17 protein-coding genes are annotated in these 16,346 nt (G+C 74.8%); 3 read left to right on the top strand and 14 right to left on the bottom strand.

What is annotated here, in order from left to right; translation table 11 throughout:
* Positions 1-341 precede the first annotated feature (341 nt).
* The 3 genes from ACZ45Q_RS20070 to ACZ45Q_RS20060 form a co-directional block, all read right to left on the bottom strand.
* Positions 342-1,496 carry an ROK family transcriptional regulator gene (locus ACZ45Q_RS20070; RefSeq protein ID WP_468262904.1) on the bottom strand — a complete coding sequence of 385 codons (1,155 nt, stop codon included), beginning with the start codon at positions 1,494-1,496 and terminating at the stop codon, positions 342-344.
* A 120-nt stretch (positions 1,497-1,616) separates the two neighbouring features.
* A complete protein-coding gene (locus ACZ45Q_RS20065; RefSeq protein ID WP_468262901.1) occupies positions 1,617-2,279 on the bottom strand; it encodes a response regulator transcription factor in 663 nt (220 codons plus the stop codon).
* A 26-nt stretch (positions 2,280-2,305) separates the two neighbouring features.
* Positions 2,306-3,460 carry a sensor histidine kinase gene (locus tag ACZ45Q_RS20060; protein ID WP_468262899.1) on the bottom strand — a complete coding sequence of 385 codons (1,155 nt, stop codon included), beginning with the start codon at positions 3,458-3,460 and terminating at the stop codon, positions 2,306-2,308.
* A 108-nt stretch (positions 3,461-3,568) separates the two neighbouring features.
* On the opposite strand from ACZ45Q_RS20060, the gene ACZ45Q_RS20055 reads away from it, so the two are divergent.
* From ACZ45Q_RS20055 to ACZ45Q_RS20045, 3 genes are read left to right on the top strand one after another with little or no spacing between them, the layout of a single operon-like run.
* Positions 3,569-4,489, top strand: a complete 921-nt coding sequence (locus ACZ45Q_RS20055) for an ABC transporter ATP-binding protein (RefSeq protein WP_468262897.1) — start codon at positions 3,569-3,571, stop codon at positions 4,487-4,489.
* A 2-nt stretch (positions 4,490-4,491) separates the two neighbouring features.
* Positions 4,492-5,217, top strand: a complete 726-nt coding sequence (locus ACZ45Q_RS20050; protein ID WP_468262894.1) for an ABC transporter permease — start codon at positions 4,492-4,494, stop codon at positions 5,215-5,217.
* Between the two features lie 56 nt (positions 5,218-5,273).
* Positions 5,274-5,714, top strand: coding sequence for a hypothetical protein (locus ACZ45Q_RS20045; RefSeq protein WP_468262892.1), 441 nt, complete (start codon positions 5,274-5,276; stop codon positions 5,712-5,714).
* A 104-nt stretch (positions 5,715-5,818) separates the two neighbouring features.
* On the opposite strand, the gene mug is transcribed toward ACZ45Q_RS20045, so the two are convergent.
* The 11 genes from mug to bioB all read right to left on the bottom strand — a co-directional run bounded on the left by mug (position 5,819) and on the right by bioB (position 16,256).
* Positions 5,819-6,364, bottom strand: coding sequence for a G/U mismatch-specific DNA glycosylase (mug, locus tag ACZ45Q_RS20040; protein ID WP_468262890.1), 546 nt, complete (start codon positions 6,362-6,364; stop codon positions 5,819-5,821).
* 14 nt (positions 6,365-6,378) lie between these two features.
* A complete protein-coding gene (gene purB / locus ACZ45Q_RS20035; protein ID WP_468262888.1) occupies positions 6,379-7,821 on the bottom strand; it encodes an adenylosuccinate lyase in 1,443 nt (480 codons plus the stop codon).
* A gap of 115 nt (positions 7,822-7,936) precedes the next feature.
* The gene (locus tag ACZ45Q_RS20030) at positions 7,937-8,179 is read right to left on the bottom strand and encodes a hypothetical protein (RefSeq protein WP_468262886.1); all 243 of its coding nucleotides are present in this window, start codon (positions 8,177-8,179) and stop codon (positions 7,937-7,939) included.
* Between the two features lie 65 nt (positions 8,180-8,244).
* Positions 8,245-9,018 carry an SGNH/GDSL hydrolase family protein gene (locus ACZ45Q_RS20025; RefSeq protein ID WP_468262883.1) on the bottom strand — a complete coding sequence of 258 codons (774 nt, stop codon included), beginning with the start codon at positions 9,016-9,018 and terminating at the stop codon, positions 8,245-8,247.
* Between the two features lie 63 nt (positions 9,019-9,081).
* Entirely contained in the window at positions 9,082-10,095 is a 1,014-nt protein-coding gene (locus ACZ45Q_RS20020) for a hemolysin family protein (protein WP_468262881.1), read from the bottom strand.
* On the bottom strand, positions 10,092-11,435 hold the full coding sequence (locus tag ACZ45Q_RS20015; RefSeq protein ID WP_468262879.1) for a hemolysin family protein: 1,344 nt from the start codon (positions 11,433-11,435) through the stop codon (positions 10,092-10,094). Before ACZ45Q_RS20015 ends, ACZ45Q_RS20020 begins: the two co-directional genes overlap by 4 nt.
* A gap of 86 nt (positions 11,436-11,521) precedes the next feature.
* Positions 11,522-11,947, bottom strand: coding sequence for a GNAT family N-acetyltransferase (locus ACZ45Q_RS20010; RefSeq protein ID WP_468262877.1), 426 nt, complete (start codon positions 11,945-11,947; stop codon positions 11,522-11,524).
* A gap of 310 nt (positions 11,948-12,257) precedes the next feature.
* The gene (locus tag ACZ45Q_RS20005; protein ID WP_468262874.1) at positions 12,258-12,944 is read right to left on the bottom strand and encodes a class I SAM-dependent methyltransferase; all 687 of its coding nucleotides are present in this window, start codon (positions 12,942-12,944) and stop codon (positions 12,258-12,260) included.
* Positions 12,945-13,038: 94 nt separating this feature from the next.
* Positions 13,039-13,755: a dethiobiotin synthase gene (gene bioD / locus ACZ45Q_RS20000; protein WP_468262871.1), complete on the bottom strand. Its 717-nt coding sequence runs from the start codon at positions 13,753-13,755 to the stop codon at positions 13,039-13,041.
* 1 nt (position 13,756) lies between these two features.
* Entirely contained in the window at positions 13,757-15,043 is a 1,287-nt protein-coding gene (locus ACZ45Q_RS19995) for an adenosylmethionine--8-amino-7-oxononanoate transaminase (RefSeq protein WP_468262868.1), read from the bottom strand.
* Positions 15,036-16,256, bottom strand: coding sequence for a biotin synthase BioB (bioB, locus tag ACZ45Q_RS19990; protein WP_468262865.1), 1,221 nt, complete (start codon positions 16,254-16,256; stop codon positions 15,036-15,038). Before bioB ends, ACZ45Q_RS19995 begins: the two co-directional genes overlap by 8 nt.
* Between the last annotated feature and the right edge of the window lie 90 nt (positions 16,257-16,346).

Genomic DNA, 16,346 nt, shown 5'->3' with positions numbered 1-16,346 from the left:
CGATGCGCCGGACGGGGCACCGCCGGGCCGACGCGTCTCCCGGACGATTGCCGGGACACCACTGAGCGGGCGCCGGGGATGCGGCGCACCGCGCGGACGACTGCCGTGGCGGCCGGGGTTCGGTGCCGCTCCCAGGCGACTGCCGGGCACCGCCGGGCCAGCACCGGGGATGCGGCGCGCCCCGCGGGACGGTGCCATGGCGGCCGGGTTCGGTGCTGCCCCCAGCGACTGCCGGGCACCGCGGGGCCGACGTGGACTCGGCGCACGCCGCGGGCGGCTGTCGGAACGCCGCCCGGACGGCAAGGGGCGAGGCGCCGGGGTGTCGGGACCGTCGGCGGGCCCTAGCGGCGCGCCGTCGTGCCCTCCACCGCGAACAACTGCTCCTCGACGTGGTCGAGGGCCAACCGCAGCGCGCCCGTCGCCACGGCCGCCTCGCCGAGCAGCGACAGCGTCACCCTCGGCGGACGCAGACAGTAGCGGGCCAGCTCGCGCCGCAGCGGCTCCAGCACGCCGTCCAGACCGGCCGCCCAGCCGCCGATCACGACCAGCTCCGGGTCGAGGGCCAGCACCAGCGCCGCCACGTCGTGCACCAGCCGGCGGATGAAGCGGTCGACGGCCGCGCGGGCCCGCTGGTCGCCGTCCCGGGCCTGGGCGAAGACCTTGGCGACGGCCTGTTCGTCCAGCGGATGCAGCGGCTCGTCGGTGGTCGACAGCAGCCTCTCCGGCGTCGCCTCCCGGCCCAGCAGATGCAGCGCGCCGATCTCGCCGGCCGCCCCGCCGTACCCCCGGTGCAGCCGCCCGCCGATCAGCGCGCCGGCCCCCGGGCTCAAACCGGCCAGCACGAACACCATGTCGTCGGACTCGGTGGCGGCCCCCTTCCAGTGCTCGGCGACCGCCGCCGCGTTGGCGTCGTTCTCCACCAGCACCGGGCACTTGAAGGAGCGCCCCAGCCGCTCCCCGAGACGCAGCCCCGTCCAGCCGGGCAGCGCCGTGCCCAGCCGGACCGTGCCGTCCGCCTCGACGATCCCCGGGGTGGCCGCGCCCACGGCCCGCAGCGAGCTCCGGGCCACCCCGGCCCGGCGCAGCAGCTCGGCGACCGCGGTGCGCAGCCGCTCCAGGCGCTCGTCGGCCGACGCGGTCTCGTCCACGTCCTTGGCCTGCGCGCCGATCACCCGGCCGTGCAGGTCGGACAGGAGCGCGGCCACGCGGTGCGGCCCGATCTCCAGCCCCAGCAGATGCCCCGCCTCCGCGCGGAAGCGGAACCGCCGCGCGGGCCGCCCCTGCCGCCGGGCGGCGCCCTCCTCGGCCGCCGCCTCCATGACGAGACCGGCCTCGATCAGCCCCTCGACGACGCCCTCCACCGTGGGCCGCGACAGGCCCGTCACCCGGGTGATCTCGGTCAGCGTCGCGCAGTCCGTGGCGCGCAGCGCGTGCAGCACCACCGCGGAGTTGATCCTCCGCAACAGCGAGGGGTCCCCGCCGGTCAGCCGCCCCACCGTCCGCCCTCCCAGCTCGTGCGCGTGTTGGCCGGATCGTACTCGGCGTGCCGTCCACCGGCGAGCGCCGGTCCGCTCAGGTGTGCCGCCGGATGCCGGCGCCGGGCCCGGAGGCGGGTGCTAACCCGGCGCCACGAACCCGGACTCGTACGCCGCGATCACCGCCTGTGTGCGATCCCGCGCCCCCAGTTTCGCCAGGACGGCGCTCACATGCGACTTCACGGTCTCCGTGCCGACGACCAGCCGGGCGGCGATCTCCGCGTTGGACAGCCCCCGCGCCATCAGCCGCAGCACCTCGCCCTCACGCTCGGTGAGGTGCGCCCGTTCCATCACCGCGCGCGCCGCGCGGTTCCCGCCGCCGTCCCCGTGCTCGGCGGCCAGTCGCCGCACCGACGCCGGGAACAGCAGCGACTCGCCCTCCGCCACCAGCCGTACCGCGTGCACGATCTCCGCCGGGCGGGCCCGCTTCAGCAGGAACCCGTCGGCACCCGCGCGCAGCGCCTCGTAGACGTACTCGTCGTTCTCGAACGTCGTCACCACGAGGATCTTCGGCGGATCGGCCACCGTCCGCAGCAGGGTCCGGGTGGCCTCGATGCCGTCCAGCAGCGGCATACGCACGTCCATGGCCACCACGTCGGGCCGGGTCTGCCGCACCAGCGGAACGACCGCCGCACCGTCCGCCGCCTCCCCGACCACCTCGATGTCGGGCTGGGCCTCCAACACGGCCCGCAGACCCGCGCGTACGAGGGGTTCGTCGTCGACGAGGAGAACGGTGACCGGCATCCGGCCAGCCTAGAGCCCGCCCCGGATCAGCCCAACGGCAGCTCCACGCGCACCTGCCAGTCACCGGCGTCGGGACCGGTGCGGGCCCGCCCGCCGAGGAGCGCGGCCCGCTCGCGGATGCCGCGCAGACCACTGCCCCGGCCGGGACCTGGCGGCGCGGCCCCCAGCGGATTGCGCACCTCCAGCGTCAGGAGACCGGCCGCCACATGGACCCGGACGCGGGCCGGAACGGCTCCGGCGTGCCGCAGCACGTTGGTCAGCGCCTCCTGGAGGATGCGGTAACCCTCGCGGGACACCGGCCCCGGCACCGTGTCCAGCGGTCCGCTCAGGTCGGCCTCGACCGTCGCCCCCGAGGACCGCGCGGACTCCAGCAGCAGGCCCGCGTCCGCGAGCGTGGGGCGCGCGCTCGCGGGCCGCCCGGCCTCCCGCAGCACCCCGAGCACCCTCTCCAGGTCCTCGAGAGCGGCCCGCCCGGTCTCCTCCACGGCGGCCAGTGCGCGCTCGGTGAACTCCGGGCTGTTCGCCGCGCGGGCCGCCCCCGCCTGCACGACCGCCACCGTCAGCGCGTGCCCGATGGAGTCGTGCAACTCGCGGGCGATGCGGTTGCGTTCCAGGAGCTGCTCGGTGCGCTCCTCCAGAGCGGCGAGCCGTTCCGCCGCCGAGGGGCCGAGGAACGCGCGGGCCGCCGCCGTCGCCAGGGCGCCGAGACCGACGACGGAGCCGTACAGCGCGAGGAGGGGGAGCGGCGCGAGGAAGACGTACGCCCAGTGCGGGTCGGCGTCCCACACCACGGGCGCGCCGTCGCCCGGGTGCCCGAGGGACAGCCCGATCAGCTTGACGGTGAGGATCGGCAGCCAGACGCAGGCGAACGCCGCGCATCCGCCCAGCACCATGCGCACTTCCAGCCACACCACCGTGCGGAGCCGGTCCCGCCAGGTCGCCGACGGAGCCACCGAGAAGGCCGCGTCCTCCCGTCCCAGCACCAGCAGCCACCGCGCCTGGACCCCCTCGCCGGTCCGCACCGCCGGGACCAGCCCGACCGGGACCAGCACGGCGGGGGACCACCACAGCGTCGGCCCGTGGACCAGCGCCCACACGCTCACGATGAGCATGGGCACCCACAGGTGGATCAGCCGTGTGTACGTCCTCCACCGGACGAGCGGGCGCAGCAGCCGGATCATCCCGCCATCCTCGCAGTGGTCACCGGCACCGGTCCTCCCCCGCAGGGGGGAGGCGATCTCCACCGCCGGGGGAGGACCGGCCCCCGCACGCACCGGCACGCTGCTGCCATGACCAGCATCGACGTTCACGGCCTCACCAAGGAGTACGGCACCCGACGCGCCGTCGACGACCTCACCTTCACCGTGCGGCCCGGCCGCGTCACGGGCTTCCTCGGCCCGAACGGCGCCGGCAAGTCCACCACCATGCGGCTCGTGCTCGGCCTGGACCGGCCGACCTCCGGAACCGCCACCGTCGGGGGGCACGCCTACCCCGCGTTCCGCGAACCCCTGCGACGCGTCGGAGCCCTGCTCGACGCCGGGGCCGCCCACGGCTCGCGCACCGCCCGCGACCACCTGCGCGCCCTGGCGGCGAGCAACCGCATCCCGCGCCCCCGCGTGGACGAGGTGCTCGAGGAGACGGGCATCGCCGCGGTGGCGCACCGCCGGGTGAAGACGTACTCCCTCGGCATGCGCCAGCGGCTGGGCATCGCCGCCGCGCTGCTCGGCGAGCCGGAGGTGGTGATGCTGGACGAGCCGTCCAACGGCCTCGATCCCGAAGGCATCATCTGGATCCGGGAGTTGCTGCGCCGACTGGCGGCGGAGGGCCGCACCGTCCTCGTCTCCAGCCATCTCATGAACGAGACCGCGTCCTTCGCCGACCACCTCGTGGTCCTCGGACGGGGCCGGCTGCTCGCGGACACCCCGATGCGGGACTTCATCCACGCGCGCGTGCGGCCGCGCGTGCGGGTGCGCACCTCGGACGCCGGTGCCCTCAAAGGCGTCCTCGCACGGCACGGCCACGACGCCGTGGAGCACGCGAACGGGCACTGGACCGTGTACGACGCGCGCGTGGACGACATCGGGCGCCTGGCCTCCGAGGCCGGCGTGCCGCTCCTCGAACTGGCGGCGGAGGAGGGCACGTTGGAGCAGGCCTACCTCGGTCTGACCGCCGCCGAGACCGAGTTCACCGCACCGTCGCAGGAGGTCTGACCATGGAGATCACCCCCGTTCTGCACGCCGAGTGGATCAAGCTGCGCACTCTGCGGTCGCTGTACGGCGCCCTGGCCGCGGTGTTCGCCGCCACCACCGCCTTCTCCGCCCTCGCCGGGCTCTCCGAGCCCTCGGAGCCGGAGTTCGACCCGCTGTACACGGCCCTGTCCGGCGCCCTGCCCGGCCAGATCGCCGCGATCGCCTTCGGCGCCATGGCCGTGTCCGCCGAGTACCACGCGGGAGGGATCCGGCTGTCCCTGGCCGCGGTTCCGCGCCGCGGCCGGTGGTTCGCGGCGAAACTGACGGTCGTCGCGGTGCCGGCGCTCGTCGTCGGGCTCGTCACGGCGCTCGCCGCGCTCACCGCGGCACGGGCCGGCCTCGGCCCGGCCGCGGGCGGACTCACCGTCGGTGAGCAGGCGCGCGGTGTCGTGGGCTGCGGGATCTACCTCATGCTGATGGCCGTGTTCGCCGCCGGCCTCACCGCCCTGTTCCGCAGCGGCGTCGCCACCCTGTCCGTGCTGATCCCGTTCATCCTCGTCGTGTCGTTCGTGGTCGGGGACGCGGCGGGCGGCGTCACCGGGTTCCTGCCCGACAAGGCGGGGCAGGTGGTCCTGCACCGGACGTGGGACGGGTCCCTCGGCCCCTGGAGCGGACTGGCGGTGACCGCTCTGTGGACGGCCGCCGCCGTGCTCGCCGGTGCGTGGCGGCTGCGACGGCACGACGCCTGACCCGGGCCGGGGCTGACTCCCCGCCAATTGTCAGTGGTCGCCGCTTTACTGGGCCCATGGACATCGCACGGCACATCGCCCTGGTCGACGAGCTGTGCCACCGCCCCTTCCCGGCGGGGCACGGCCCGTCGGGCGAGGGCAGGGGAGGACACGGCCACTTCGTGGTGGCGTTGGAGAGCAGCCACGGCCTGCGCGCCGGCGACCGCGCGGAGCGGACGGTGACGGTCGAGCAGTACGAGAAGTACCGGGACGCGCTCTGCGAACACTTCGCGGCGCGCTGGGGGGAGACCGACCCGTGGAACCTCCAGACGGTCCTGCTGCGGACCGAGCGGGAGGAGATACCCGAGCCCTGGGCGGGCCTCGCCGCGCGGGCGCGCGTGGCCTGTCTCTGGCAGGCGCGGGGCACCGGCCGCTGGGTGGCGGTCGCCGTCGCGGACCGGGACGAGGAGGACGAGGTGGAACTGCTGGCCGCCGTGACGGAGACGGACCCGCCGTGACGGCGACGGACCCCCGTGGCGGAGACGGATCCCCGTGGCGGAGACGGACCCCGTGACGGAGACGGACCCGCCGTGACGGCCCGGCGATCGGTCGCCCGGGGGCGCTACGCTTCCGCCGCCACCCTCAGCCGGGCGAACTCCTCCGCCATCGTCTGCGCCGTCCAGTGCGCGTTGAGTCCGCTGGGATTGGGCAGCACCCACACCCGCGTGTCCCCGATGAGCCGCTCCTGCGGGCCGACCCGGGCCTTGCGGTCGTCGAACGCCGCGCGGTACGCGGTCACCCCGACCACCGCCAGCCAGCGGGGCCGCAGCCGCATCACCTTCAGCGCCAGCCGCCGGCCGCCCTCCCGGTACTCCTCGGCGGACAGCTCGTCCGCACGGGCGGTCGCGCGGTCGACGACGTTCGTGATGCCGAGCCCGTACGACGGCAGCTCGTGCTGCTCCGACGGCTTCAGCAGCCTCGGGGTGAAGCCCGACAGGTGCAGCACGGGCCAGAAGCGGTTGCCGGGGCGGGCGAAGTGGTGGCCCGTCGCGGCCGTCATCAGACCGGGGTTGATACCGCAGAAGAGGACGCGGAGACCGTCCGCGACGACGTCCGGTACGAGACGGTCGCGGGCGGCCTCCAGCTCCTCCGGGGTGAAGCGCGCCATACGGGACGGGCGCCTCAGAGAATGGCGCCGGGCGTGTAGCCCGCGGCCTCGGGGTACTGCTTGACGATCTCCTCGATGCGCCCGGCCACGGCGGTCACCTGATCGGCGGCGGCACCGGTGAAGGACAGCTTGTCCGCCATCAGCCCGGCCAGCTGCTCACGGTCCAGCGGGATGCGCTCGTCGGCGGCGAGCCGGTCGAGGAGCTCGTTGCGCTCGGCGCCCTGCTCGCGCATCGCCAGGGCGCACGCCACGGCGTTCTCCTTGATCGCCTCGTGCGCGACCTCCCGGCCGACGCCCGCGCGCACCGCGCCCATCAGCACCTTGGTGGTGGCGAGGAACGGCAGGTAGCGGTCCAGCTCCCGGGCCACGACGGCCGGGAACGCGCCGAACTCGTCCAGCACCGTCAGGAAGGTCTCCAGCAGCCCGTCGAGGGCGAAGAACGCGTCCGGCAGCGCGACCCGGCGCACCACCGAGCAGGACACGTCACCCTCGTTCCACTGGTCGCCCGCCAGCTCCCCGGTCATCGAGGCGTAGCCGCGCAGGATCACCATGAGGCCGTTGACGCGCTCGCAGGAGCGGGTGTTCATCTTGTGCGGCATCGCCGAGGAACCGACCTGGCCGGGCTTGAAGCCCTCGGTGACCAGCTCGTGCCCGGCCATCAGCCGGATCGTCTTCGCCAGCGAGGACGGCGCCGCGGCCAGCTGCACCAGCGCGGTCACCACCTCGTAGTCCAGGGAGCGCGGGTAGACCTGGCCGACGGAGGTGAAGGCCTGCGAGAAGCCGAGGTGTCCGGCGATCCGGCGCTCCAGGTCGGCGAGCTTGCCGGCGTCGCCGCCGAGCAGGTCCAGCATGTCCTGGGCGGTGCCGACCGGGCCCTTGATGCCGCGCAGCGGGTAGCGGCCGAGCAGTTCCTCCAGCCGGCCGTGGGCGACGAGCAGCTCGTCGGCGGCGGTGGCGAACCGCTTGCCCAGCGTGGTGGCCTGGGCGGCGACGTTGTGGGAGCGGCCGGCCATGACCAGCTCGCCGTACTCGCCGGCCAGCCTGCCCAGCCGGGCCAGGACGGCGACCGTCCGGTCCCGCATCAGCTCCAGCGAGAGCCGGACCTGGAGCTGCTCGACGTTCTCCGTGAGGTCGCGGGAGGTCATGCCCTTGTGCACGTGCTCGTGCCCGGCGAGGTCGTTGAACTCCTCGATCCGCGCCTTCACGTCGTGCCGCGTGACCTTCTCACGCTCGGCGATCGAGGCCAGGTCGACCTGGTCGAGCACCCGCTCGTAGGCGGCGATCGCCTCGTCGGGCACCTCGATGCCGAGGTCCTTCTGGGCGCGGAGGACGGCGAGCCAGAGCTGCCGCTCCAGCTTCACCTTCTGCTCGGGGGACCAGAGCGTGGCGAGCTCGGCGGAGGCGTACCGTCCGGCGAGGACGTTCGGGATGCGGGGCTTGGCGGGAGCGGAAGTCACGTGTACGGAGTGTACCGGGCGCCCCGGCCGGCCCCCGCACGTGTGCGCAGGCCGGGGAGCGCCCGGTGGACGCCCTCCGACCTGCGACGACGGTGGGTCTTTCAGTGGAGCGGGGTCACTTGCCGGTGACACCGCCGGGCAGCAGCGACTGCGCGGAGGCGACCGGGTGACCGATCTCCAGGGAGCCGAGGAGAGCGCCCAGCAGCTCTCCACCGGGAACCGTGGACGGGCCGGGGGCCGCGGCGGTGGTGGCCGGAGCGGCGGTGACGGCGTGGGTGACGGGCGCGGCCTGGGCGGCGGGCGCGGAGGCCAGCAGGGCGGCGGCGACGGCGGGGACGAGGGAGAGCTTCTTGATCATGCTCGTCCCAACGACCGTCCCCGGGGCCGGGCAACGCCCGGGTCACCCGAATGCCCGGGCCCCGCTCACCCCTCGTACGGAAGCAGCTCCGGACGCTTCGGCGGCAGCCCGTCCCCGGAGGAGCGGCCGGTGAGCCGGCGGCCGATCCACGGCAGCAGGTGCTGCCGGGCGAACCGCAGGTCGGCGGCGCGCCGCAGGACCCAGCCCGGGGGCAGCGCCGTCGGCAGCGGGGTGCGCCACTCGGGGTCCTCGGCCTCGTACCCGAGGGCCTGCCACACGGCCTCCGCCACCCGCCGGTGCCCCTCGGAGGTCAGATGCAGCCGGTCCACGTCCCACAGCCGCGGATCGCCCAGGGACGGCGCCCCGTACAGGTCCACCACGACCGCGCCGTGCCGCTCCGCCAGCTCGTCGATGCAGGTGAACAGCGCTTCCATACGGGGCCGGAACCGTTCCAGCACCGGGCCCCGGCGGCCGGGGCTGCGCATCAGCACCAGCTGCTTGCAGTTCGGGGCCAGCCGTTCGACCGCCTCGGTGAGCAGCCCCCGCACCCGGCCCATGTCGCACTTGGGCCGCAGCGTGTCGTTGAGCCCGCCGACCAGGGTGATCACGTCGGCGCCCATGGCCGCGGCGACGTCCACCTGCTCGTCGACGATCTGACCGATCAGCTTCCCGCGCACCGCGAGATTGGCGTACCGGAAACCGGGCGTGCGGGCCGCCATCCGGCCGGCGAGGAGATCCGCCCAGCCACGGTAGGAGCCGTCGGGCAGCCGGTCCGACATGCCCTCGGTGAAGGAGTCGCCGACCGCGACCAGGCTGGAGTGGGTGGGGTTCGTCTGCATGGCGACAGAAATGGTAGCGCCTGCACATACCCGCCGGTCGGTCGCCCCGGCGGAGCCCCTGCCTCACGTCCGCTGCCCGAACAGCTCCCGCAGCACGTCCTCCATGGTCACCAGGCCCGCGAGCCGCCCGTCGGCCCCCAGGACGGCCGCCAGATGCGTGCGGCTGCCCCGCATCGCCGTCAGCACGTCGTCCAGCGGCGTGGCCTCCCGCACCCGCGCGATGGGCCGCATGTCGCGCAGCCGGAACGGCACGTCGCGCGGCGAGGCGTCCAGGGCGTCCTTCACGTGCAGGTAGCCCACGATCCGCCGCCCGTCGTCCACCACCGGGAAGCGGGAGAACCCGGACCGGGCCGACAGCCGCTCCAACTGCTCCGGAGTGACGCCCACGCGCGCGTGGACGACGCGCTCCAGTGGCAGCACCACGTCCCGCACCGGCCGCCGCCCCAGTTCCAGCGCGTCGTGCAGCCGCTCCTGGGCCCGGTCGTCGATGAGACCGGCCTCGCTCGCGTCCTTCACGATCTGGGCCAGCTCCCGGTCCGTGAACGTCGCCGAGACCTCGTCCTTCGTCTCCACCCTGAGCAGCTTGAGCAGGGCGTTCGCGAAGGCGTTCACGGTGAAGATCACCGGACGCAGCGCCCGTGCCAGCGCCACCAGCGGCGGGCCCAGCGCCAGCGCGCTGCGCACCGGCTCCGCCACCGCGACGTTCTTCGGCACCATCTCGCCGAGCAGCATGTGCAGATACGTGGCGAGGGCCAGCGCGATCACGAACGACACCGCGTGCCCGGCCCCGGACGGCACGCCCATGGCGTGGAACACCGGCTCCAGCAGATGCGCGATCGCCGGCTCCGCGACGATGCCCAGGACCAGGGTGCACAGCGTGATGCCCAGCTGGGCCGCCGCCATGAGGGCGGAGACGTGTTTCAGCCCCCACAGCACGCTCTTGGCGCGCCGGTCGCCCTCCTCGGCGTACGGCTCCACCTGGCTGCGGCGCACCGAGATCAGCGCGAACTCCGCGCCGACGAAGAAGGCGTTGAGGAACAGCGTCAGCAGACCGATCAGCAGCTGTACGGCGGTCATCGCCCGGCCCCCTCTGCGTCACCGGTCCCGGTGTCGTCCAGCGGGGCGTGCAGCAGCACCCGGGCGGCCCGGCGGCCCGTCGCGTCCACCACGTCCAGCCGCCAGCCGGCCACCTCCACGGTGTCGCCCGCCTCGGGGATCCGCCCCAGCCCGGCCGCGACCAGCCCGGCCAGCGTCTCGTACGGCCCCTCGGGCACCCGGAAGCCGAGCCGGGCCAGCCGGTCCACCCGGGCGGCGCCGTCGGCCCGGTACAGCGCGCGACCGCGCTCGTCGGTGCCGGCCGGATCCAGCTCGGGCGTCTCGTGCGGATCGTGCTCGTCGCGCACCTCGCCGACGACCTCCTCCACGATGTCCTCCAGCGTCGCCACCCCCGCCGTCCCGCCGTACTCGTCGATGACGACGGCCATCGTGCGCCGCCCGGACAGCCGGTCCAGGAGCCGGTCGACGGTGAGCGTCTCCGGCACCAGGAGCGGCTCGCGCATCAGCTCGGCCACGGCCACCCGCGGCCGGCGCTCGGCCGGTACCGCCAGCACGTCCTTGATGTGGGCGGTGCCGACGACCGTGTCGAGGCTCTCCCGGTAGACGGGGAACCGGGAAAGGCCGGTCGCCCGGGTCGCGTTCGCCACGTCCTCGCACGTCGCCCGGTCGTCGAGGGCGATGACCTGCACGCGCGGCGTCATCACGTTCTCCGCGGTGAGGTCGGCGAGGTTCAGCGTCCGCACGAACAGCTCGGCCGTGTCCGCCTCCAGCGCGCCCTCCTTCGCCGAGTGCCGGGCCAGCGCGGCCAGCTCCTGCGGGCCGCGCGCGGACGCCAGCTCCTCGGCCGGCTCCACGCCGAGCCGGCGCACGATGCGGTTGGCCGTGTTGTTCAGATGGGTGATGAAGGGGCGGAAGACGATGCTGAACCAGCGCAGCGGGTTGCCGACCCGGCGTGCCACCGCGAGCGGCGAGGAGATCGCCCAGTTCTTCGGCACCAGCTCGCCGACCACCATCAGCACCACCGTCGACAGCGCCGTGCCCAGCACCAGGGCCAGCGAGGAGGCGACCGACCGGGACACCCCCAGGTCCCGCAGCGGGCCCGCGATCAGCGCGGCGACCGACGGCTCGGCGAGCATGCCGACGACCAGGTTGGTCACCGTGATGCCCAGCTGCGCCCCCGACAGCTCGAACGTCAGGTTCCGCACCGCCTTCAGGGCGCCCGGCGCGCCCCGGTCCCCGCGTGCCGCGGCCCGTTCCAGCTCGCCGCGCTCGACGGTGGTCAGGGAGAACTCCGCCGCGACGAAGGCACCGCAGGCCAGCGACAGCAGGATCGCCACCAGGAGCAGGAGCACTTCGGTCATCGGTTCACCTCCGTCCCATGATCGGCCAGGGCGGGGCGGACCGCGCGCTGTCGGGGGCCGGACGGTGTCCCGGCGCCCGACGGCCGCTACCCGGCCAGGGGCTTGACCCAGCGCCGCCACCGCTCCTCCGGCGTGTACCCGGCGGCCCGCCAAGCGTGCTGCGCCTGTTCGTTGCGCACCAGCACCATCGCGTCGCCGCGCCGGCCCCCGAGCCGTACGAAGCGCTCCTCCGCGGCGGCCAGCAGCGCCGAGGCGATCCCCTGCCGGCGGTGGTCCGGACGCACCGCCAGCCGGTACAGATGGCAGCGCCAGCCGTCGAAGCCCGCGATCACCGTGCCCACCAGCTCGCCGCCCCGCTCGGCGAGGATCAGCGCCTCGGGATCGCGGGCGACCAGCCGCTCCACGCCGTCCCGGTCGTCGCTGATGCTCGTGCCCTCGGCGGCCGTCTTCCAGAAGGCCAGCACCGCGTCCAGGTCCTCGGGCCCGGCGGCCCGTACAAGCAGTTCGGTCATGGGGTGATCCCATCACCGGGGCGAGGCCGCGGAAGCGGAATTCCGGCATCTGGACGGTCGGGTACGAGAACCCGCAGCGCTCCCGCCGGGACCGTGCCCGCTCCACCGGGACCGTGCCCGCTCCGCCGGGACCGTGCCCGCTCCGCCGGGGCCCGCGCCCCCTCCGCCACCTGCCCGACGGTCCCCACCGGCACGATGGGCGGCTCCGGCACGATGGGGGGCTTCCCGCGCCTGTTCCCCCGTCAGGTGCGGCGGTACCCGGAGCGGGACCGGCCGCCGCCGGACCCCGGGTACGCGGGCCGCGACGCGTCTACTCCCCGTCCGGCGTCCGCCACGCCGTGCCCAGCACGCAGTAGGAGCTGGGCAGCCGTGGTCCCTGCTCCGGTACCAGGACCCGCCGGTAGGGGCCCAGCGTGAAGCCGGCCCTCCGCAGGGCCGTGACCGGCTCCCGGGAGAGGTGGCAGCCGCCGGACAGGGGCGGCCACACCGTCCGGTCCAGGGCACGCTGGGTGAGGACCATCGCCCGTCCGCCGCCCCGGCCGTGCTCCAGGAACCGCACCTCGCCGCCCGGCCGCAGCACCCGCCGCACCTCCGCCAGCGCCCGCGGCACGTCCCGGACGCTGCACAGCACCAGGGACAGTACGGCCGCGTCGAAGGCCTCGCTCTTGACCGGCAGCGCCTCGGCCGCGCCCGGCACCACGTCCACCGGCACCTGGGAGCGCACGGCCGACTCCACGGCCAACTGCCGCAGCAGGCGCTCCGGTTCGATGGCGACGACCTCCGAGACGCCGCCCGGGTAGTGCGCGAAGTTCAGACCGTTGCCCGCGCCGACCTCGATGACCCGCCCCGACAGCCCGGCCAGCATCCGGTCGCGCAGCGGGCCCATGCCCATGCCGGTCTCGGCGCGGACACTGAACCGGGCGTAGCAGCGGGCGAACAGCGGGTGGTGCACGGCGTCCCGCGGCACCGGGCCGGAGCGGGCGGACAGGAACGGCATGGGACCTCCCTCACGAGGCGGCGCCTTACCGCGATTGTCCCCCGTACCGCCCCGGCGCACCCCCGCTGCCGGGCACCGCTTCACGCCCCGCCGGTCAGGGCGCCTGACGGACCCGGAACGCCTCCGCGTCCCACGTGCCCTCCAGCCGGGGCGCCAGCCAGAGCGGCGCCGCCGCCCGGAAGGCGTCCGGGGCCAGCGACCCGGCACCGGCGGGGACCGCGCCGAGCAGGGGCGCGCCGCTGACGTCCGGGAGGTCGGCGAGGTTGCAGCGCGAGGCGAGGTCCGGTGCCTCGGGCCAGCTGCCGATGACGACGCCGGCCGGCTCCAGCCCCCGGGCCCGCAGCTCCCGCGTCGTCAGCTCGGTGGTGTTCAGCGTCCCCAGGCCCGCCGCCGCGACGACCAGCACCGGCGCCCCCAGGAGCGCGGCGGCGTCCGCCAGCGTCCCGCCCGCCGCGTCGAACCGCACGAGCAGCCCGCCCGCGCCCTCGACCAGCACCAGGTCGTGCTCGGTGGCCAGCTTGGCCGCGGCGTCCGCCACGTCCCGCGGATGCACCGGTGCCCGCCCGGCCCGGCGCGCCGCCGTCGCCGGCGCCAACGGCTCGGGGTACCGGGCGAGTTCCGCCGTCGTCACCGGACCCGCCAGACGCGCGACCTCCTGCGCGTCGCCCGGCTCGTCCGGGGCGACGCCCGTCTGCGCCGCCTTCAGCACGGCCACCGACCGGCCGGCCGCCACCGCGGTCGCGGCCACGGCGGCCGTCACCACCGTCTTGCCGACCTCCGTGCCCGTGCCCGTGATCACCAGTACCGGCATCTCATCCCTCCCGTGCCGCCGCGCACACGGCACGCGCGATCGCCGCCACGTCCGGGTCGCTCGTGACGTACGGCGGCATGGTGTAGATCAGGTCGCGGAACGGCCGCAGCCACACGCCCTCGCGCACGGCCGCCTCCGTCGCCGCCTTCATGTCCACGGCGTGGTCGAGCTGCACCACCCCGATCGCCCCCAGCACCCGGACGTCCGTCACGTGCGGCAGCCCGGCCGCGGGCGCCAGCCCGTCGCGCAGGCCGGTCTCGATCCGTTTGACCTCGGTGCGCCAGTCCTGGCCGAGCAGCAGCTCGATCGACGCGCACGCCACGGCCGCCGCCAGCGGATTGCCCATGAACGTCGGCCCGTGCGCCAGCACCGGCACCTCGCCGCGCGAGATGCCGTCGGCCACCCGCGAGGTGCACAGCGTGGCGGCCAGCGTCAGATAGCCGCCGGTGAGCGCCTTGCCCAGGCACATCACGTCCGGGGTCACCGCCGCGTGCTCCGCCGCGAACAGCGCGCCGGTGCGGCCGAAGCCGGTCGCGATCTCGTCGAACACCAGCAGTACGTCGTGCGCGTCGCACGCCTCGCGCAGCACGCGCAGATACGCGGGGGAGTGGAACCGCATCCCGCCCGCGCCCTGCACCACCGGCTCGACGATCACCGCGGCCAGCTCGTCGGCGTGCTGGGCGACCATCGCGCGCAGATGCTCCGCGTACGCCTCCTCGTAGGCGGCGGGCGGCGCGTCCGCGAAGATCTGGCGGGGCAGCACGCCGCTCCACAGCTCGTGCATGCCGCCCTCGGGGTCGCACACCGACATCGGCTGCCAGGTGTCGCCGTGGTAGCCGCCCCGCCAGGTCAGCATCCGCCGCTTGCCCGGGCGGCCGAGGGAGCGCCAGTACTGGAGGCACATCTTCGCCGCGACCTCGACCGACACCGATCCGGAGTCGGCGAGGAACACGTGCTCCAGGCCCTCCGGGGAGACGTCGACGAGGAGTTTCGCCAGCCGCACGGCGGGCTCGTGGGTGAGCCCGCCGAACATGACGTGGCTCATCCGCCCCAGCTGGGTGCGCGCGGCCTCGTTGAGCACCGGGTGGTTGTAGCCGTGGATCGCCGACCACCACGACGACATGCCGTCGACCAGCTCGCCGGTGCCGTCGGCGAGCCGCAGCCGCACCCCGCTCGCCGACTCCACGACCAGCGGCTCCTGCCGGCCGGGCATCGGTCCGTAGGGGTGCCAGACGTGCCGCCGGTCCAGCGCGAGCAGGTCGTCCACGCTCAGCTTCGGCTCAGGCATTGGGCGCGAGATCCGTCCCGGCGCCCCTGCGGCGCACCGCGACCAGGTCCGTACGCGGCTCCTCGGGCCGTGCGGCGGCCGGGGCGGACCCGCAGACACCACCGCTCTCGTGCGAGCCGCAGCCCCCACCGGTGCCGTGCGAGCCGCAGCCCGCGGTCTCGTGCGCACCGCAGCCCCCGCCGGTCTCGTGCGAGCCGCAGCCGCCGCCCGCGCGGTGCTCCGGGAGCGTCACCTGGTCGGCGCCCTCCACCTCGAAGCCCGCGTCCGCGATCATCTCCAGATCGGCCCTGCCCGCCTGCCCCTCGCTGGTCAGGTAGTCGCCCAGGAAAATGGAGTTGGCCAGGTGCAGCGCGAGCGGCTGCATCGTGCGCAGATGGACCTCGCGCCCGCCCGCGATGCGCACCTCCACGTCCGGGCAGACGAACCGCACCATCGCCAGGATGCGCAGGCACCGCTGCGGGGTGAGGTGCCACTCCGTGGCCAGCGGCGTGCCCTCCATCGGGATCAGGAAGTTCACCGGCACCGAGTCCGGGTCCAGCTCGCGCAGCGCGTACACCACGTCGACCAGGTCCTCGTCGCTCTCGCCCATGCCGGCGATCAGCCCGGAGCAGGCGGACAGCCCCGCCTCGTGCGCCCGGCGGACCGTGTCCACCCGGTCGGCGTACGTGTGCGTGGTCGTGATCTCCCCGTACGTCGCCTCGGACGTGTTGAGGTTGTGGTTGTAGGCGTCCGCGCCCGCCTCGCGCAGCCGTTCGGCCTGGCCGTCGGAGAGCAGGCCCAGGCAGGCGCACACCTCGACGCCGTCGTTCTGCTCCTTGATGGTCCTGATCGTCTCCGAGACCCGGTCCACGTCCCGGTCGGTCGGGCCGCGCCCGCTGGCCACCAGGCAGACCCGCTTGGCGCCGCCGGCCACGCCCGCCGCGGCGGCCTCGGAGGCCTGGCCCGGCTTCAGCCAGGTGTACTTCAGGATCTCGGCCTTGGAGCCGAGCCGCTGGGAGCAGTAGGAGCAGTCCTCCGGGCACAGGCCGGACTTGAGGTTGACGAGATAGTTGAGTTTCACCCGTCGGCCGAACCAGTGCCGGCGCACCTTGCCGGCCGCGGCCACCACATCGAGCAGGTCGTCGTCGGAAGTCGCGAGGACGGCCAGCGCCTCCTCGCGGGTCGGCAGCTCGCGCCGCAGCCCCTTGTCCACCAGCGTGTTCAGCAGGTCCATGAGAGCCGATCCTGTCCTACGCAGGGGCCCCGGGCCAAGGAGACTTCGCACAACACCGGCGGTTCACCGTGTGGGTATCGCCACACCGTG

This window comes from Streptomyces sp. NPDC031049 (assembly GCF_055571015.1).
Note: the sequence above shows the minus strand (reverse complement) of the source record. Positions and strands in the feature narration are given on the sequence as shown.